This is a genomic window from Amycolatopsis albidoflavus (assembly GCF_039525725.1).
Lineage (GTDB): Bacteria > Actinomycetota > Actinomycetes > Mycobacteriales > Pseudonocardiaceae > Amycolatopsis > Amycolatopsis albidoflava.
The window spans coordinates 123,642-141,984 of the sequence record NZ_BAAAHV010000027.1 but is presented as its reverse complement, the minus strand read 5'-3'; the positions used below and the strand labels follow the sequence as shown (position 1 = coordinate 141,984).

Sequence of the window (18,343 nt, the reverse complement as noted above, 5' to 3'; positions counted from 1 at the left end):
GACCCTGGTGACAGGTCACCAGAGGAAAGGAAATTCCACAATGGACACCGTGCTCGTCACCGGAGCGACCGGAACCGTCGGGTCCGCGCTGATTCCGGCACTGCAGGCCCGCGGCAGCACCGTCCGCGCCATGACCCGGGGCCGTCCCGTCGACGGCGTCGAGACCGTCATCGCCGATCTGCGGGACCCGGCGTCGATCGCCGCGGCGCTGAAGGGGGTCGACGCGGTGTTCCTCAACAGCCCGTCGGCACCCGACGCCGCCGAGTTGCAGATCCAGTTCGCCAACCTGGCGGTTGACGCCGGCGTCAACCGCCTCGTGCTCCTCTCCCAGTACGCCGCCCGCGCCGATTCACCGGTGCGCTTCCTGCGCTGGCACGCCGAAGTCGAGGCGCACGTCGAGAAGATCGGGCTCGACTACACGGTGCTCCGCCCGAACCTCTACCTGCAGGCGTTGCTCAACTTCTCCGCCACCATCGCGCAGGGATTCTTCGCCGCGCCCATCGGCGACGCAGCTGTGAGCGTCATCGACACCAGGGATATCTCAGCTGCCGCCGCTGCCGTGCTAACCGGCACCGGACACTCCGGCCGCACCTACACCCTCACTGGCCCGCGCGCCGTGACCCACGCCGAGATCGCCGCCGCGCTCTCGGCCGCCACCGGACGGGACATCGCGTTCCACGACGCACCCGCCGACCAGTTCGCCGCCGCGCTCACCGGCCTGCTCCCGTCGTGGCAGATCGGCGGCCTCGTCGAGGACTACGCCCACTACGCGCGCGGCGAGGCCGCCGAGGTGCACACCTCCGTCGCCGATCTCACCGGACGCCCCGCGCGCGACCTCACCGATTTCGCCCATGACTACTCCGCCGCGTTCGCGGCTCTCTGAAAGGAAATTCGATGATCTACCACAGCATTCGGTTCACGCTCAAGCCCGGAGTCACGGCGGAGAAGAAAGCTGAGCTCGTCGCGACGATGCGCGAGCTGTTCGACGCGATCCCGGCGGTCAAGGCCCGCGTCGTCGGCCCGGATTTCGGCGGGAAGTACGAAATCGGCGCCGTCCTGGTGATCGAGGACATCGCGGGGTACTCGGACTACATGAACCACCCGGCGCACCTCGAACTGGACCGGATCGGGCTGCCGTTCGTGGAGGAGTTCGTGTCGTCCGACATCACCGACGACCCGGACCCGGAGATCGGCGCGCAGATCGCCGAGGTGCACCGGATCCGGTTCGAGAACGTGCCGGACATCGCGGACCTCATCTCCGGCCTCGCCGAATACACCGGCAGCGCGGCGCCCGGCAAACACGACAGCTGACGCGGTGCGACGGGCGTGGTTTCGCCGGGGAACCACGCCCGCCGCGTTAATTCGTTCGCGCCAGGACCGGGCCGTTGGGTAAACTGACGAGGAGCTGCTGCCGTTCATTGGAGAGGGATATTGATCTTCTGAGGTTCAGAGACACCGCGACCCGGGTTCTTCCGCCTGTCGCGCGTCTGGCCTCGGATGACGGCAACCTGAATCCCGTCCCGTAACACACGTGCGTACCGCGGTGTCTTCACGTTCCTGTCCATCACGAACGAGGAGTCACGCTTATGTCTTCGTCCATTGTGTGCTCGGACCTCAGTTTCGCCTGGCCGGACGGCGAGGTCGTCTTCGATCGGTTCACCCTGGCGATCAGCGAGGGCCGCACCGGGCTCATCGGGCTCAACGGTTCCGGGAAATCCACCCTGCTCCGGCTGATCTCCGGGGAGCTGCGGCCGACCGCGGGCTCGATCAGCGTGTCCGGCGAACTCGGCTACCTGCCGCAGAACCTGATCCTCGGCACCGAACGCCGCGTCGACGAGGTGCTCGGCGTGGCGGAGATCCGGGCCGCGCTCGCCGCGATCGAACGCGGGGAAGCCGGCGAACGCCAGTTCGCGACCGTCGGCGACCAGTGGGACGTCGAGGAACGCACCCGCGCGACGCTCGATCAGCTCGGCCTCGCGCACGTCGCGCTGGACGCGCGGGCGGGGGAGCTGTCCGGCGGCGAGCTGATCCTGCTCGGCCTCGCCGCGCAGTTCCTGCGGCAGCCGGACGTGCTCGTGCTCGACGAACCGACCAACAACCTGGACCTGCGGGCCCGGCGACGGGTCGGCGAGGCGGTCCGGGCGTGGAAAGGCGTGCTGGTGCTGGTATCTCACGATCGCGAGCTGCTGCGCCACGTCGACCGGATCGGCGATCTCCGGTCCGGTGAGGTGACCTTTTACGGCGGGAATCTGGAGGATTACGAGGCGGCGGTGGCCGTCGAGCAGGAGGCCGCTTCGCGGATGATGCGGGTCGCGGAGTCGGATCTCAAACGGCAGAAGCGGGAGCTGATCGAGGCGCGGACCAAATTGGACCGGCGCGCTCGCTACGGCCGGAAGCAGTGGGAGAACAAGCGCGAGCCCAAGGTCCGGATGCGCAAACGCCAAGAGGACGCGGAAATCGCCGCGGGCAAGCATCGCACGATGCATCTCGGCAAGGTGGCGGAGGCCAAGGAGCGGCTGAAGGAGGCCGAGGACGCGGTCCGCACCGACGCCGAGATCCGGATCGAGCTGCCGGAAACCGCCGTGCCGTCCGGAAAAGAAGTGCTGACTCTGTCCGATGTGGAGCTTCGGAACGGCCTCGCGGTGAATCTCGCGCTGCGCGGGCCGGAGCGAATCGCGCTGGTCGGGCCGAACGGTTCCGGCAAAACCACGCTGCTGCAGACCATCACCGGGGCGATCGAGCCGCGATCCGGGACAGTCAAAGTGCCGGTTCCGGTGCGCTGGCTGCCGCAACGGCTCGACCTTCTCGACGACACGGTGTCGGCCGCGCAGAACGTGGCCCGGGCGGCTCCGTCCGCGTCGAACAACGAGATTCGCGCCCAGCTCGCGCGGTTCCTGTTGCGCGGCAGGCAGGCGGATCAGACAGCCGGAAGCCTTTCCGGCGGCGAGCGTTTCCGGGCGACGCTGGCGACGTTGCTGCTGGCGGAACCCGCGCCGCAGCTGCTGTTGCTGGACGAGCCCACCAACAATCTGGACCTGGCCAGTGTCCGGCAGCTGTCGCAAGCGCTGAAGTCGTACTCCGGCGCGCTTATCGTGGTGAGCCACGACCTTCCGTTCCTGCACACGCTCGGGGCGACGAGGTGGGTGCAGCTCGGGTCCACAGTGGAGGAAACGGCGGTCAGCGGATCGCGGTGAGGAGCGTGACCGCTCCCGCCGCGATCAGCGCCGCCGCGAAACCCGTCCCGCCGCCGAGATTGGCGATCGTGCTGAATACGGCGACCCCGCCGCCCGCGCCGATGGCGAACCCCACTTCCTGAGTCGCCCCGGCCGCTCCGGCGTGCTCGGCGGTCGCGGCCTCGAACAGCGCCGTGGTCGCCAAAGTGCCGATCGCGCCATACCCGAACCCGACCAACGCGACCGGAAGAACCGTGTGCGTCAATGGAATCGCAGCTAGACCGGCAGCCTGAATCACCAACGCGATAGACGTCGACGTCCGGCTGCGCAGCCAGTTCACGCTGAACGGAGCGACTAACCCGCCGACCGCGGTGGCCACAGCTTGCGGAGCCAACGCGAAACCCGCCTCGATGGGCGTACGCCCTTGCATGTGCTGGAGTTCGAGGCTGACGAGATAGAGGCAGGCCGCGGCCGTCGCGGCGGACACGACGATCCGCGCGAACGCCGACGCGAACCCCGGCCGCAGAAACAGCCGGACCTGCAACAACGGTTCCCGAAGCCGAAGCTGTCGGCGGACGAACACCACTCCCGCGACCACACCCGCCGCAGTGCACAACGACCCGCGCACCGGTGCGACGGTGATTTCCTGCAGCCCGTACACAATCCCGCCGATCGCCGCGACCGACCACAGCAGACTCGGGAGCTCCCATCCGGCAGCCGCCTGCCCGACTGATTCGGGCAGCAGCCACACCGCCAGCGCGATCGTGACCACCGCGAGCGGCACCAGCGCGAGGAAAACCCAGCGCCAGCCCGGTCCTTCGGTCAGCAACCCGCCGACGACCGGTCCCAGCGCGTTCCCCGCTCCCAGCGTGGTGATCCACGATCCGTTGGCGAACGCGAGCGAGCGCCCGGAAAACAGCGATCCGATCGTGCCGACGACCCCGGCCAGAATCAGCGCGCCGGCCACCCCGAGCAATCCCCGGCAGACAATGAGCAACGCCGCGCTGGTGGCAGCCGCGGCGACCGCGTTGAGCACGGCCAGCGCGCTCACCCCGAGCAACAGCACGCGTTTCCGCCCGTACCGGTCGCCCGCGCGAGCCGCGCCGACCATCGCGACCGCCAGCGCGAGCGGGTACACGTCGACGATCCACGCGCGCGCCGACGCGGACACCTGCAGTTCGGAAGCGATCCGCGGCAGCGCTGTGTTGACCATGCCAAGGGCGAGGCTTCCGCCGAGCACCCCAGCCAGCAACGGAATCAAAACGAGCCCGCGCCGCGGCTCCACCCGGGTCAACGCCATGCGAGGATCCTGTCTGGGTACCCCCGTGACCGACAAGTACGGACTTCGCCGTCCGGTACTAACCGGATGGATAGTGAGGAGGTCGGATGCGTCCGCAAACGGAGAAGGCCGTGCGAGCGTGGCGAACCTCATGCGCCGCCGAGATCACGACGATGGTCCTCGGCGGCGCGTGGAAGCCGAGCATCCTGCACGCACTGGCCGACCACGGCGTGCTCCGCTTCGGCGAACTCTCGCGCCTGCTGGCGGATCTCACCGACCGAGTCCTGACGCGCCAACTGCGCGAACTGGAAGCCGACGGCCTCTTGCGGCGCGTGGTGTACCCGCAGGTGCCGCCGAAGGTCGAGTACAGCCTGACGGAAGTGGGCGAGAACGCGCAGGAGGTGCTGAACGTGATGGCGGCGTGGGGCCGGTCCTACGCCGAGGAGCACGACCCCGGGCGGTGATCGGCCGGGCTGTTCGGCCGCGGATTCTCCGTAGGATCAAGGTCGTGAGCGAACGGGACGAACTGCCGAGCAACTGGGGTCGCTGGGGCGCCGACGACGAGCGCGGCACCCTGAACCTGATCACCGACGAGGTCCGCGAACGAGCCGGGCGCGAAGTGCGCACCGGCCGCTCGGTCTCCCTCGCCGTGCCGATCCGGCCCGCGCCCGTGCTGAGCGGCCCCTTCCCGCCGCGGACCGCCGAAGAGTCGCCGGTGCAGCAGCTCATGCTGTACACCGGAAGCCCCGCGTTCGCGCACGCGGACGTCATGACGGTGACGAACCACCACACTCTGTCGACGCATCTGGACGCGCTGGCGCACATCCCGCAGGACGGGCAGGTGTACCCGGGTCGCCCGGCGAACGAGAGCGTCACGACGGGCGGCGTCGCGCACGGGTCGACCGCGGCGTTCGCCGAAGGGATTGTGACCAGGGGAGTTCTGCTCGATCTCGGTGCGGACGGACCGGTGCCCGCCGATCGCGCGATCACCGGGCAGGACCTCGATGCAGCGGAGAAACGCTTCGAAGTCCACCTTGAACCCGGCGACGCACTGGTCGCGCGGTTCGGCTGGGTGCGGACCCGCTACCGCGGAAACCCGATGCCCGGCATGAGCGTCGACGCGGTGCGGTGGATGCACGACCGTGGTGTGTCGCTGTATGCCGGAGACCTCTCGGATGCTTACCCGCCCTCGCAACCGTTCGCGATGCACGGGGTGGCCCTCCCGAGGCTGGGCATGCCGTTGATCGACGCCGTGGACGCCGACGAACTCGCCGCGGTGTGCGCGGAGCTTGGCCGGTACAGCTTTCTCCTTGTCGCCGCACCGCCGCGGATCCTCGGGTTGACGGGGGTGCCGGTCAATCCGCTCGCGATCTTTTGAGCGCCTCGGCCTTCCCCGTCGGCCCTCTTTTGGTGGCTGCGAGGGCAGTCTCTTGTTCTGGCCGGTCTGCTCAGTTCCGGTTCGTGTGCGGAGGCCGGTCGAACCGGTGAAGCAGAACAGCGAATCCCAGTGTGACGACTATGGGTACGGCGTAGATGACGACCGGCAGAACGGTGTAGGCATCGAGCCGTCCGAGCACCCGCGCGACGACCGGCACCGCGATGAGCGGCACGAGAAGGAGCAGCGCCGCACGACGGCCGCTTCGCGTGCTAACACGGCAGGCAGCGAAGACGCCGACCACGAGCACCGCCAGTTGCACCAGTTCAGCCAGGGGAAGATGCATGCCCCGGGCTGTCGTCGTGAGAGCGAGCAGTACCGCGACTGTGCTGACGAGTACGGCGAGTCGCCACCGGCCCAGCAGAGCCAACCCATGGCGTGGGCCTGGGGACACAGTCATCGCGATTGCCGCGAAAACGCTGAGCAGTACCCAGCCCGCGGTCACGTCCACTGCCCAATGCCGGGCGGGATCGAGGACCGCGACAGCGAGCAAACCGGCGGTGGCCAACCAGGCGAGGGCCACCGACGCCCGGCGCAGGCCGCATACGCCGACCACCGCGGCGGCGAGCCAGAGTGTCCACACTGGAACGTCGGCTAGCGCGCTGAGCCACATCCTCAGCGGCCAACCGTCCATTCGGGACACGCTCCGGATCTCGCGCACCGTCGAAGCGGCTCCGGTCAGCAGGAGCAGCGGTGCGAACAAGCTGACCATCGCCAGGGCATCCCGGCGGCCGTTGCCGCTCAGCGCGTGTCGCCAGTGCACTTGGACGGCTCCCCTCAGGAGGTCCAGAGTCTCAGCTTTCCCTGGCCTGCTTCGGTTTCCGGCACCGTCGAGCAGTACTCCCAGCATTTCTTCGCCGTGCACGGTCCGGTGCGCGCGCGGGTACAAAGCCAGCAGCCGCCGGTAGCCCCGCTCAAGGTCGTTCACGCCAGTCCTTCCGCACTTCGGAGCTGAAGCCGCTGTTCGGCGGCGGTGGTGTGGCGTTGCCGCCGCTGGACTTCGGCGGCCAGCCGCGTGGCTCCCGGTTCGGTCAGCCGGTAGTAGCGGCGCAGCCTGCTGTCCACGACTTCCTCGCGATCCACTTCCACCCAGCCTTCCGCGCTGAGCCGGTCCAGCGCGGCGTACAGCGTGCCGGCCCGCAGCGTGACCTGGCCGCCGGAGATCGTCTCGACGTCGCGCAGCACGCCGTAGCCGTGTTGCGGCTGAGCGGCGAGCGCGGTGAGGACCAGGAAGGTCGGCTCGCGTAAAGCGCCGTCATTCATGAGGGAAGCATATACCGATGAGCTGTATATGGCGACCAGAGTGACTGATTGACGTTGCTAGTTGTTTCAGTGCAGACTGAAATAACTAGCAACAAGGGGAGAACAGCGATGAACTCGGAACAGGTGAGGTTCAACAGCCTCGGCACCCGGTGCGCAGGCGATCTGTACCTGCCGGATGTCGAAGGTCCGGTGCCCGGTTTGGTGCTGGGGCACAGCGGGGTGATGGTCAAGGAGGCGCTGGCCGTGTTCGCGCCGTACTTCGTGCGCGCCGGGTTCGCCGTGCTGGCGATCGACTACCGCACGGTCGGCGGGAGCGAAGGCGAGCCGCGGGGGCAGGACTATCCGGAACGGCAGGCGGAGGATTTTCGCAGCGCCATCTCCTATCTGCAGCAACGGCCGGAAGTTGACAGCGCACGGATCGGGCTGTGGGGCGTCAGCATCGGCGGATCAGTCGCGGTGCAGGCGGCGGTGCTCGACCGGCGCGCGAAGTGTGTCGTCGTGCAGAGCCCCAGCGTGTGGAACGGATGGCGATACCTGGAACGGCTGGCCGGCTGGGCCGGGGTGCGCGCGGTGCGCGATCAGCTCGACGAGGACTGGCAGCGTCGGTACGAGGGCGAGGCCAGCGCGCGGGTCCCGCACCTGAAGCTGGGGCACAGCGTGCGGGACGCGCCGGATGTCGCCGCGGAGATGTTTCCCTCCTACCGCAACGAAAAAACGCTCGACTCGACCGAGCACATGCTCACCTTCGCGCCGGAGGAACTCATCCACCGGCTGGCCCCGACCCCGCTGTTGATGATCGCCAACGGCGGCTGGGATCCCTACCACGTGCTCGAAGAGGCGCAGAGCGCGTTCGCCAAGGCGGGCGAGCCGAAACGGTTTGAGGTGCTGCCCTACGACGTGCTCGGCCTTTATACCGGGCCCGGTCTCGACGAGGCGATGGCGCTGGCCGTGGGCTGGTTCGACCAGCACCTGCGCGCGGCTCCGCAGTCCGGCGTCACCCCGGTGCCTTCCCACGCGACGGGGGCCGCCATGACAGAGTGACGGATCTGAAGAGCTGGCCGAGGAGGGCGCGCGATGTCCGATCAGGACAAGCAGTGCGAGGTGCTGCAGTGGGTCGAGCGGGTGGCGACGTTCTGTGTCGAAGAATGGGCGCTCCCGCCGATCACCGGGCGCATCCTCGGCCTGCTGATGATCTGCGACCCGCCGGAGCAGTCCGCGGGCCAGATCGCCGACACGATCCAGGCCAGCCGCGCCTCGCTGACGTCGAACATGCGCTTCCTGACCACTATCGGGCTCATCCGCAAGGTCCGCGTCCCCGGCGACCGCACTACTTACTACCGCATCGAGGACGACGCCTGGCACAAGGTTGTCCAGCGCAAGCTCGACAGCCTCGGCGCCTTCGGCGACATCGCCGACGAGGGCATGAAACTCGCCGGGGGCGGCCCGAACACCGAACGCATCCGCGCCGCGCAACGGTCCCTGACCTGGCTGCGCGACCTCGCGGCGCGCAATCCCTTGAAAACGTAAGGACTTTCTCGTGTCACGCCTGCGTCTCGCCCTGGATCCGCTCCGGGAAACCCTGCTGCTCACGCTGTATGCCAGGGCGCTGGATTCCCAGTCGCCGCACCCGATTCTCGACGACGCCCATTCGGCCCGGGTCGCCGAACAGATCGACTACGACTTCGCCCGGCTCAAGGTCAAACCGAGCCTGGTCTGCGGTACTGCCTTGCGCGCCAAGAAACTCGACGAAGCGGTCCGGGCGTTCGTCGCCGCCCACCCGGACGCGGTCGTGCTGGACCTCGGGTGCGGCCTCGATTCGCGGGCGCTTCGCTGTGCCCCGCCGGGCGGCGTCGACTGGTATGACATCGACTTCCCGGACGTCGTCGCCCTGCGCTCCCAATTCCTGCCTGAAGTATCCGAGTGCGTGGGTGCTGACCTGACCACGTCCGGCTGGCTGGACCCGCTGCCCCGCGACCGGCCGGCGATGATCGTGGCCGAGGGAGTGTTGCCGTTCCTGCCCGGTGACGCGTTTCAGCGGATGACTCAGCAGCTGACCGCGCATTTCGACACCGGGGAGCTGGCGCTCAACGGCTATACCCGGTTCGCCGCCTGGTCGATGAAGTACCACCCGACGATCAAGGCCATCGGAATCACCGCCGCGCAGGGTTTCGACGACGCGCACGAACCGGAGCGCTGGCAGGCCGGTCTGACTCTGGTCGACGAGCAGTTTCTAACCCGTGTTCCCGAGGTCGGCTATTTCCCCCAGCCGCTGCGCGCGGTGACGCGGCTGATGGGGTGCAGCACCGCGTTGTCTCGGCAGGGGACTCGGGTGCTTCGGTACCGGTTCTAGTCTTGCGCCGCTGTGTCTCGACGAGTACGCAGGCCGGGGACGAACAGTGTTCGGCCGACGAACACTCCGAGATAGGGTGCGGTGGTGGACCCGAAAGAACGCCGCGCGGCACGGCACCAGTCACCGAACTCCGGAACCAGCCCCAAGCCCCGGCGGCGCACGGTGCCGATCACCGTCGAGCAGGTGGTCGACACCGCGCTGGAGATCATCTCGGCCGAGGGGTTCGAGGCGCTGTCCATGCGCCGGGTGGCCGACGCGCTGAACACCGGCCCCGCTTCGCTCTACGCGCACGTCGTCAACAAAACCGATCTCGACGAGCTGCTGATTGCCCGGCTGAGCTCGAAAATCGTCCTGCCGAAGCCGGATGCCGCGAACTGGCGCGAGCAGATCCGCGACGTGTGCGCCCAGGTGCGCGACCTGTACCTGGCCTACCCCGGAATCTCCGGCGCGGCTTTCGCGGTGGCTCCGACGGATCTCGACACCGCGCGGCTCAACGAAGGGATGCTGGCGATCCTGCTGAACGGCGGGGTTACGGCGCAGGCCGCGGCTTGGGGTGTTGACGCGCTGCTGCTCTACGTGGCCGCTTACTGCCTGGAGACGTCGATCGTGCGGCGGCGGGTGGAGGAGAAGGACGCCGTGTGGGTCGTCGGGCGGGACGAGATGCAGCGTCGGCTGGCTTCGTTGCCCGCGGAGGAATTTCCCTACACCGCAAGCCATGCTGTCGAGCTGACTGCCGGGGAAGGGCATGACCGCTTCGATTTCGCGGTCTCTTTGATGATCGACGGTCTGACGCGCCGGTAGACGATCCGCGCCGGATCCCGCCCGCGCGCCCGCGCGGTGCCGATGTCCGTGAGGGGAACCCCGAGGGAATCAGATTCCCTCGGGGTTCCCCTCACGGACTTTTGCGGGAGCGGAGCCGCCACGCGGGTAGCGAGCCCGCCGCCACCTGGCGTTTCTGAAAACACCTTGCTCGGGAGGCTGGTTCGTGCGCGTTGACAGGAACACTGTTCGTTGATAGAACAGTGTTCGTGGACAACCTGACAGCCCAGCCCCGGACCGGATCGGCTGGCACCCCAGCGGCTCGGCCAGTGGCGACGACCTCGTACGGCCCGGTCCGCGGCACGATTGAAGGAGACTTTGCCGTCTTCCGGGGCATCCCCTTCGCCGCGCCGCCCGTGGGCGACCTGCGTTTCGCGGCGCCCCGGCCGCCCGTGACCTGGGCGGACGTCCTCGACGCCGAGGTCTTCGGCCCGATCCCGGCCCAGGCGGAGGTGCCTTCCTCGGCCGTGGCGCCGCGGCGGGAACCGGTCGACGACGGGCGCGGCTGCCTCACCGCGAATGTCTGGACCGCGGACCTGGCCGGCCGCCGTCCGGTGCTGGTCTGGGTCTACGGCGGCGGCTACCTCGCCGGAAGCTCGGCGGATTCCGGGTACGACGGAGCGGTCCTCGCCGCAGAGGGCGGCGTCGTGGTGGTGACGTTCAATTACCGCGTCGGCGTCGAGGGTTTCGGGCAGATCGCCGGGGCTCCGGCGAACCGCGGGCTGCTGGACCAGGTCGCGGCGCTCGAGTGGGTCCGGGACAACGCGGCCGCGTTCGGCGGCGACCCGGAGCAGGTCACGGTCTTCGGCCAATCCGCGGGCTCGGCCGGGATCGCCGCGTTGCTCGCGATGCCGCGGGCGGCCGGGCTGTTCCGCCGGGCGATCGCGCAGAGTGTGCCGGGAACGTTTGTCTCGCCGGAGTTGGCGGCGGACGTCATGGCCACGATCGCGGCGGGAGTCGGTGCTGAACCGACCGTTGAAGGGCTCAGTGCTATCTCACCCGAGGCACTTGCCAAAGCAGTGGGCGCGCTTGATCTGCGCGAGTACGCCGATCGCTGGGGCGCCTTCGCGTACGGGGTGACGCCGTTTTCGCCGGTCGTCGATGGCGACGTTCTTCCTGCCACGCCTTGGGAAGCGCTCAGAAACGGTGCTTCCCGGGACGTCGAGTTGATCGTCGGGCACACCCGCGACGAGTTCCGGAAAATGCTCGCCGGGCGCGGAATGCTCGGGCGGGTCACCGAGAGAATGACGGAAGACGCGCTCAGCGCATTAGCGCCGGAAGGCTACCGCGCGGCTTTTCCGGAAGCGACCTCCGAACAGCTCTACGAAACGCTGCATTCCGATTGGCTGTTCCGCATGCCGTCGGCACACCTTTCCCGGGACCACACCGGCCGTTCGTTCCGGTATGAGTTCGTCCTCGAAGCGGCCGGGGCGCTGGGAGCCTGCCACGGCGTCGACGTCGCGCTGACGTTCGGCAACTTGACCGGGCCGTTGGTCGAGAAACTGCTTGGGCCGCAACCGAATGCCGAACTCGTCAGGCTCTCGGCGACGATGCGGAAGGCCTGGACTGCCTTCGCGCGGGGCGAGGGGCCCGGCTGGCCCGAATTCGACGACGCGGGGACGACCTGGGTGATCGGCTCCGACCCGATCGTGCGGTCTTATCCGGAACAGCTGTCCGCGAACTTGTGGGCGGGCCACGATTTCCCGTGCCTGCCTCTTCGATCCTCGGCCTCGGGCCGAAAAGGGAGTACCCGATGAAATCAGTCCGGTTCAGCACCTTCGGCGGCCCGGAAGTCCTCGAGATCGCGGACGTCCCGGACCCGCACCCCGGACCCGGCGAGATCCGGATCTCCGTGCGCGCGGCGGGCGTCAACGCGAGCGACTGGAAGAAGCGCCAGGGCCTGATGGACCAGGAGCTCCCGCAGACCATGGGGCACGAAGCAGCGGGCGTCGTGGACGAACTCGGCGAGGGCGTCACAGAGGTCGCGATCGGCGATCGGGTCTATGGATTCGCTGCTTCCGGTGGCGCACAAGCAGAACTGACCGTGCTGTTCTGCTACGAGAAGATCCCGCACTCGCTCAGCTTCGCCGAGGCGGCCGCATTGCCCGCCGCGGCCGAGACCGCCGCGCGTGCGCTCGACCAGCTCGGCGTCGACAGCGGTGCCACAGTGCTCGTCAACGGGGCTTCCGGCAGCGTCGGCGGTGCCGCGGTTCAGCTCGCCGTGGCCCGCGGCGCCCGCGTGATCGGCACGGGAAGCCCTGCCACGCATGACTTTCTGCGCTCGCTCGGCGCCGAACCCGTCGCTTACGGACCTGGTATGTCAGACCGGGTCCGCGCGCTCGCGCCCGACGGTGTCGACTTGGCGCTCGACATCGCCGGAAGCGGGGTCCTGCCGGAGCTGATTCAGCTCGCGGGAGGTCCCGAACACGTCATCACCGTCGCCGATTTCGCCGGCGCTCAGCAGTACGGCGTGCGGTTCAGCCGCGGCGACGGCGGACACGCGCTGTACGTGCTGTCCCAGCTCGGCGAATTGATCGAAGCCGGAAAGTTCACCCTGCCCGTCGGGCAGACGTTCCCGCTGACCGAGGTCGCGGAAGCGCACCGGGTCGGCGAATCGGGCCGCGTGCGCGGAAAGCTCGTGCTGCTGCCCGGCTGACGGGCCCCACTACTCAATCGAGAGAACTTCATGAATTCTGACCTCTCGCCGGCCGGGACCACCCAGCCGGCTCCCCGGAGCGCGCCCGGAAACGCCGTGCGCCACAAGCATCGCTGGCTGGCGCTCGTCGTGCTGAGCCTCGCCCAGCTGATGGACATCCTCGACTCCACCATCGTCAACATCGCCCTTCCGAGCGCGCAGCACGACCTCGGATTCCCCGCCGACTACCGGCAATGGGTGCTGACCGGCTACGCGCTCGCGTTCGGCAGCCTGCTGCTCCTCGGCGGCAGATTGGCTGACTACTTCGGCCGGAAGCGGCTCTTCCTCGTCGGCATCGGCGGGTTCGCGCTCGCCTCCGCGGTCGGCGGCGCCGCCGGGAACTTCGCGACCTTGCTGGCCGCGCGAATCGGACAGGGCGCATTCGCCGCGATGCTCGCGCCGGCCGCATTGTCCTTGCTGTCCATCACTTTCGCCGACGACGCCAAGGAACGCGGCCGCGCGTTCGGGATCTTCGGCGCGATCTCCGGTGCGGGCGGAGCGGTGGGATTGCTGCTCGGCGGCGTCCTCACGCAGGGCCTGTCGTGGCGGTGGTGCCTCTACGTCAACCTGATCATCGCGGCGGTCGCGTTCGCCGGCGGGCTGGTGCTGCTCCACGACGGCGAGCGGCTGCGGCGGGTCCGGCTCGACATCGCGGGCACGGTCGCCGTGGTCCTCGGCCTGATCGGGATCGTCTTCGGCCTCGGCACCGCGGAACGGAACGGCTGGCACGACCTCCGGACGCTCGGGCCAGTGCTCGCGGGTGTCGCGCTCATCGCCGTCTTCGCGGTCGTCGAACGCCGCACCGCCCATCCACTGCTGCCGCTGCGGGTGATCCTGGACCGGGTCCGGGGCGCGGCGTATCTGACCCTGGCAATCAGCGGGACCGGGATGTTCGCGGTGTTCCTGTTCCTCACGTTCTACCTCGCGAACACGCTCGGGTTCAGCCCGGTGCAGACCGGCGTCGCGTTCCTCCCGATGATCGGTCTGGTCATGGCCGGAGCGGTGTTCTCCGGGGCGGTGCTGCTGCCGCGCTGGGGGCCGCGGCCGATCGTCACTCTGGGCTGTCTTCTCGCCGCGGTCGGCATGGTCATCCTCACCGGAATCGGCGCGGACTCGACCTACGCCGCGAACATCCTGCCCGCCCTGCTCGTGACCGGCGTGGGGTTCGGGTGCATCTTCGGCTCGGTGCAGAACGCTGCGACCAGCGGTGTCGAGCCCGGCGACGCCGGGGTGGCGTCCGCGCTGGTGACGACGGCCCAGCAGATCGGCGGCTCCATCGGCACCGCGGTGTTCAGCTCGCTCGCGACGTCCGCGATCGCCGGATACCTGGCCGCGCATCCGGCGTCCGGGACCCTTGCCGAGGCGACCTTCGCCGGATACCGCCTGGTGTTCTGGATCGCGGCGGCGGTCTTCCTCGGCAGCGCGCTGCTGGCCGCGCTGCTGTTCCGCAGCGGTCCCTTGCCGCTGCCCGCTGACCCGGCGGCCTGAACCGCGAACGCTAGCCTGGTCGTATGGCAGACACCCGTCCTGGAGGCCGAACCGCTCGTACGCGCGCGGCGGTGCACAACGCCGTGCGCGAGCTGTTCGCCGAGGGACGCGACCAGCCGTCGGTGCGGGAGGTGTCCGAACGGTCGGGCGTGCACGAGGTGACGATCTACCGGCGGTGGGGACGGATCGAGTCGCTGGTCCTCGACGTCGCCGTCACGCAGCTCAACGAGGAAGCCCCTTTCCCGGACAGCGGTGACCTGCGCCGCGACCTGCTCGACTGGGCGCACGCGGTCGCCGGACAGGTGAAGACGCGCGAGGGGTTCGCACTGTTCCGTGCGCTGGCCGCGGCCACGTCTCCGCTCGGGGGCGGGCAGGACGAGCAGGCTGCTGCCGATGCGGCCGGGTATTTGCGGCAGCGGACCGCGCAGCTGCAGCGGGCGTTGGACCGGGTCGCGGCCGACGGCGGGAAGCCGCCGACGGTGGCGCATGTTTTCGACGTGGTGCTGGCGCCGATCTACCTGCGGGCGATTTTCGGGTATGAGCCGCCGGATACGGAGTTGGCGGCGCTGGTGGATCGGGCGCTCGCGACTGCTTGAGGCCAGCTGCCCCTGCTTCGCCAAGGGACGTGAGGGGAACCCTGACGGACTCTGAGTCCCTCAGGGTTCCCCTCACGGACGTCTGACGGCGGCTGAAAAATCTAACTGCAGGATCTCTTGCATTAGTGGTCGCGTCTTCGCATACTTCTCGTTAGTGCAAGTTTTCTAACGTTAAGAGCGGAGTCCTCATGACCGGCAGCGCACCACCGCTTCGTGATCGGACCGCCGTCGTCACCGGGGCGAGTTCCGGGATCGGGGCGCAGATCGCTCGTGAGCTCGGCTCCGCCGGGGCGCGGATTGCCCTGGTGGGGCGGGATTCTCAGCGGCTCGGGGCGGTGGCCGGGGAACTGGCCGCGGCGGGTGCGGAGGCGGAGCCGATCGTCGCCGATCTCGCGACCGCGGCCGGGCCCAAGGAGGTCGTGGACCGCGCGGTCGCCCGCTTCGGCGGCATCGACGTGCTCGTGCACGCCGCCGGGGTTTTCCTGCCGACGCCGTTCGCCGACACCACCGACGAGCTGCTCGACGCGCAGTGGGCGACCAACGTCCGCGCGCCGTTCAGGCTGACCAGGGCGGCGTCCGAACACCTCGGCGACGGCAGCAGCGTCATCTTCGTTTCGTCCATCTGCGGGCACGTCGGGTTCCCGAACTCCAGCGCCTACTGCGCGACCAAGGGCGCGGTGGAACTGCTGGTCAAATCGCTGACCGCCGAGTTCGCGCCGCAGGGCATCCGGGTGAACGCGGTCGCGCCGGGCAACGTGCGCACGAGCATCAACGCGCATCTGCTCGCGGATTCCGATTACGAGCGTCAGATGCTCGACTCGACTCCGGCGGGGCGCGTCGGCGAAGTCGGCGACATCGCGCCCGCAGTCGCGTTCCTCGCGTCGCCCGCCGCGTCGTACATCCACGGCGCCAGCCTGCTGATCGACGGCGGCTGGGTGGCGTCGTGAAGCCCGAGTTCCGCGAACTCGTGGCCGCGAGCGGGCTCGACGTGGTCACAAAACCGCTCGACGAAGCGGTAGTGCTTGCGGCGCTTGAAGAACTGCACGGCTTATCCGGCCGGTTGGAACGGATGGCGTCGGAGAAGGACGAGACGTTCGTCCTTCATGCGGCGGATGCGCGCTACCTGGTCAAGGTGAGCGGTGAAGCGCGCGAGGACCTGGTGCTGCAGACGGAGGTGTTGCAGCATCTTGAGCGCACCGCACCTGAGCTGCCGGTTCCCGTGGTGAAGTCCGGTGTGGACGGTGCGGATCTGCACGACCTCGCGAGCGGCCGGTCGTTGCGGGTTCTCTCGTTCTTGCCGGGGGAGCCGCTGGCCGGGCGCCCGGCGGACCCGGAGCCTTTCGGGCGTTGGCACGGGCAGCTCACCCGTGCGCTCGCCGGCTTCCGCGGCGGGAACCGGACCTTGCTCTGGGATCTGCGCCATCTCGGCGCGCTCGAGCCCACGAACGGGCTCGCGCACGAGATCCTGGCGGAGTGCGCGGCCCGGGTCCGTCCGGGCGAACTGGAAACCCAGCTGGTGCACAACGACCTGAGCCCGCACAACATCCTCGTCGGCGCGAACGGGGAGCTGGCCGGGGTGCTCGACTTCGGCGACGTGCTCAGCACAGCGGTGGTTTTCGACCTCGCCATCGCGCTCTCCAACCTCCTCGACCCGGACGCGACGGACCTGTGGGCGGCCCCGCTGGCGTGGCTGCGCGGCTACCTCCAGATCAGGCCGGTCGCCGAAGAAGAACTGGCGCTGCTTCCGTTGCTGGCCACCGCGAGATTGGTGCAGCGCGCACTGATCGCTTCCTGGCGGGCTCGGCAGGATCCGGCCCGTGCGGATTACGTCCATTCGCACGCTTCCCGGGACTGGGACGCCGCCCGTGCCGCACACGCGGACCTCCCCGCGGCGGCCGAACGAGTGCTGGAGGTGCGGCGATGACCCGTCCGGAAATGGTCAACGGTTTCACGAGCGAGCATCTATCCGCTCAACCACAGCATATTCGCGAGCTGATCGATCGGCGCGCGAAGGTGCTCGGGCCGGGCTACCAGCTGTTCTACACCAACCCGGTCGAAGTCAGTCGGGGCTCGGGCGTGCACCTTTACGACCCTGCCGGCAACGAGTATCTCGACGCCTACAACAACGTCGTCTCGCTCGGCCATTGCCACCCGGCCGTCGTCGAGGCGGTAACGCGGCAGTTGTCGACGCTCACCACGAACACCCGTTACCTGCAAACGGATCTGCTCGATTTCTCCGAACGGCTGCTCGCGACCTTCCCGGCGGAACTCGACCGGGTCACCTACACCTGCACCGGTTCGGAAGCGAACGACCTGGCGTTGAGAATCGCACGGGCGCACACCGGAAACACCGGGGTCATCGTCACGCGCAACGCGTATCACGGCGTGACCGCCGAGGTCGCCGCCTTCTCCCCGTCCCTCGGTCCGGCTTCACCGCTGGGCCCGCACGTGCGCACGATCAGCGCACCAGATCCGTTGCGGCACCACAATGTGACGGATCTGCTTCGCATCGAGATTCGGGCAGCCATCGAAGACCTCCAGCGGCACGGCTTTGGCGTCTGCGCGCTCGTGGTGGACAGCATCTTCTCTTCCGACGGTGTGCAGCCGTTCCCGACGGATCTGCTCAGCGTCCTCGCCGCCGAAGTCCGTGCGGCCGGCGGGGTTTACCTCGCCGACGAAGTCCAAGCCGGATTCGGTCGCACCGGAGCCGGATGGTGGGGCTTCGGCCGACACGACGTCGTGCCCGACCTGGTGACGCTGGGAAAGCCGATGGGCAACGGGATCCCGGTGGCCGCGACCGTGCTGCGGAACGAGATCGGCCGGGAATTCGGCCAGAAGGTTCGCTACTTCAACACTTTCGGCGGCAGCAACGTGCCGATCGCGGCGGCCTCGGCGGTGCTCCGCACCATCGAGCGCGAAGGACTGATCGACAACGCCCGTGAGATCGGCGCACAGTTGCTCAGCGGCTTTGCCGAAATTGTCGAGGCGCATTCGTTCCTCGTCGAGGCGCGCGGTGCCGGACTGTTCCTCGGGATCGAGGTGACCGCACCGGACAGCACCGAGCCGGACCGGGCGCTCGCTCAGTCCCTTGTGGACGATCTGCGCGAGAACCTCGTGCTCGTGTCGGCGTCCGGGCCGCACGGCAACGTCGTCAAAATCCGGCCGCCGCTGGTGTTTTCCGCCGCCGACGCCGCCCTGCTGCTGGCGCGCTTCGCCGACGCGGCCGCCCGAGTCCGGAGGTGAGC

The 18,343-nt window shown here is 68.8% G+C and carries 19 protein-coding genes; 16 read left to right on the top strand and 3 right to left on the bottom strand.

Annotated elements, in window-relative coordinates:
• Nucleotides 1-40 precede the first annotated feature (40 nt).
• The 3 genes from ABD156_RS42280 (at nt 41) to ABD156_RS42270 (ending at nt 3,194) form a co-directional block, all read left to right on the top strand.
• Nucleotides 41-883, top strand: coding sequence for an NmrA family NAD(P)-binding protein (locus ABD156_RS42280; protein WP_344286824.1), 843 nt, complete (start codon nt 41-43; stop codon nt 881-883).
• A gap of 11 nt (nt 884-894) precedes the next feature.
• Nucleotides 895-1,311, top strand: a complete 417-nt coding sequence (locus tag ABD156_RS42275) for a Dabb family protein (RefSeq protein WP_344286823.1) — start codon at nt 895-897, stop codon at nt 1,309-1,311.
• A 275-nt stretch (nt 1,312-1,586) separates the two neighbouring features.
• Nucleotides 1,587-3,194, top strand: coding sequence for an ABC-F family ATP-binding cassette domain-containing protein (locus ABD156_RS42270; RefSeq protein WP_344286822.1), 1,608 nt, complete (start codon nt 1,587-1,589; stop codon nt 3,192-3,194).
• Here ABD156_RS42270 and ABD156_RS42265 read toward each other — a convergent pair.
• A complete protein-coding gene (locus ABD156_RS42265) occupies nt 3,178-4,473 on the bottom strand; it encodes an MFS transporter (protein ID WP_344286820.1) in 1,296 nt (431 codons plus the stop codon). The genes ABD156_RS42270 and ABD156_RS42265 overlap by 17 nt on opposite strands.
• 86 nt (nt 4,474-4,559) lie before the next feature.
• Here ABD156_RS42265 and ABD156_RS42260 point away from each other — a divergent pair, with 86 nt between their 5' ends.
• Complete coding sequence (locus ABD156_RS42260; protein WP_344286818.1) at nt 4,560-4,916, top strand: winged helix-turn-helix transcriptional regulator; 357 nt, start codon at nt 4,560-4,562, stop codon at nt 4,914-4,916.
• A gap of 44 nt (nt 4,917-4,960) precedes the next feature.
• Nucleotides 4,961-5,830 (top strand): cyclase family protein, encoded by an 870-nt coding sequence (locus ABD156_RS42255; protein WP_344286816.1) that lies wholly within the window; start codon nt 4,961-4,963, stop codon nt 5,828-5,830.
• A 70-nt stretch (nt 5,831-5,900) separates the two neighbouring features.
• Here ABD156_RS42255 and ABD156_RS42250 read toward each other — a convergent pair whose 3' ends face one another.
• Together ABD156_RS42250 and ABD156_RS42245 are read right to left on the bottom strand one after the other, a co-directional pair.
• On the bottom strand, nt 5,901-6,815 hold the full coding sequence (locus ABD156_RS42250; protein WP_344286814.1) for a hypothetical protein: 915 nt from the start codon (nt 6,813-6,815) through the stop codon (nt 5,901-5,903).
• Nucleotides 6,812-7,150, bottom strand: coding sequence for a PadR family transcriptional regulator (locus tag ABD156_RS42245; protein WP_344286812.1), 339 nt, complete (start codon nt 7,148-7,150; stop codon nt 6,812-6,814). The genes ABD156_RS42250 and ABD156_RS42245 overlap by 4 nt, the downstream gene beginning before the upstream one ends.
• Before the next feature lie 108 nt (nt 7,151-7,258).
• Between ABD156_RS42245 and ABD156_RS42240 the strand changes: the two genes are divergently transcribed.
• The 11 genes from ABD156_RS42240 to ABD156_RS42190 all read left to right on the top strand — a co-directional run bounded on the left by ABD156_RS42240 (nt 7,259) and on the right by ABD156_RS42190 (nt 18,341).
• The gene (locus tag ABD156_RS42240; RefSeq protein WP_344286810.1) at nt 7,259-8,191 is read left to right on the top strand and encodes an alpha/beta hydrolase; all 933 of its coding nucleotides are present in this window, start codon (nt 7,259-7,261) and stop codon (nt 8,189-8,191) included.
• 33 nt (nt 8,192-8,224) lie between these two features.
• On the top strand, nt 8,225-8,677 hold the full coding sequence (locus ABD156_RS42235; RefSeq protein WP_344286808.1) for a GbsR/MarR family transcriptional regulator: 453 nt from the start codon (nt 8,225-8,227) through the stop codon (nt 8,675-8,677).
• A gap of 10 nt (nt 8,678-8,687) precedes the next feature.
• Complete coding sequence (locus ABD156_RS42230; RefSeq protein ID WP_344286806.1) at nt 8,688-9,500, top strand: class I SAM-dependent methyltransferase; 813 nt, start codon at nt 8,688-8,690, stop codon at nt 9,498-9,500.
• Nucleotides 9,501-9,584: 84 nt separating this feature from the next.
• On the top strand, nt 9,585-10,301 hold the full coding sequence (locus ABD156_RS42225; protein ID WP_344286804.1) for a TetR/AcrR family transcriptional regulator: 717 nt from the start codon (nt 9,585-9,587) through the stop codon (nt 10,299-10,301).
• 227 nt (nt 10,302-10,528) lie between these two features.
• Nucleotides 10,529-12,076, top strand: coding sequence for a carboxylesterase/lipase family protein (locus ABD156_RS42220; protein ID WP_344286802.1), 1,548 nt, complete (start codon nt 10,529-10,531; stop codon nt 12,074-12,076).
• Nucleotides 12,073-12,975, top strand: a complete 903-nt coding sequence (locus tag ABD156_RS42215) for an NADP-dependent oxidoreductase (RefSeq protein WP_344286800.1) — start codon at nt 12,073-12,075, stop codon at nt 12,973-12,975. The genes ABD156_RS42220 and ABD156_RS42215 overlap by 4 nt, the downstream gene beginning before the upstream one ends.
• A 30-nt stretch (nt 12,976-13,005) precedes the next feature.
• Nucleotides 13,006-14,502: an MFS transporter gene (locus ABD156_RS42210; RefSeq protein ID WP_377926010.1), complete on the top strand. Its 1,497-nt coding sequence runs from the start codon at nt 13,006-13,008 to the stop codon at nt 14,500-14,502.
• A gap of 23 nt (nt 14,503-14,525) precedes the next feature.
• The gene (locus ABD156_RS42205; protein WP_344286796.1) at nt 14,526-15,098 is read left to right on the top strand and encodes a TetR-like C-terminal domain-containing protein; all 573 of its coding nucleotides are present in this window, start codon (nt 14,526-14,528) and stop codon (nt 15,096-15,098) included.
• A 188-nt stretch (nt 15,099-15,286) separates the two neighbouring features.
• Nucleotides 15,287-16,045, top strand: coding sequence for an SDR family NAD(P)-dependent oxidoreductase (locus ABD156_RS42200; protein ID WP_344286794.1), 759 nt, complete (start codon nt 15,287-15,289; stop codon nt 16,043-16,045).
• On the top strand, nt 16,042-17,022 hold the full coding sequence (locus ABD156_RS42195; protein ID WP_344286792.1) for a phosphotransferase: 981 nt from the start codon (nt 16,042-16,044) through the stop codon (nt 17,020-17,022). The genes ABD156_RS42200 and ABD156_RS42195 overlap by 4 nt, the downstream gene beginning before the upstream one ends.
• Nucleotides 17,019-18,341 (top strand): aspartate aminotransferase family protein, encoded by a 1,323-nt coding sequence (locus tag ABD156_RS42190; protein ID WP_344286790.1) that lies wholly within the window; start codon nt 17,019-17,021, stop codon nt 18,339-18,341. The genes ABD156_RS42195 and ABD156_RS42190 overlap by 4 nt, the downstream gene beginning before the upstream one ends.
• The last annotated feature ends 2 nt before the right edge of the window (nt 18,342-18,343 follow it).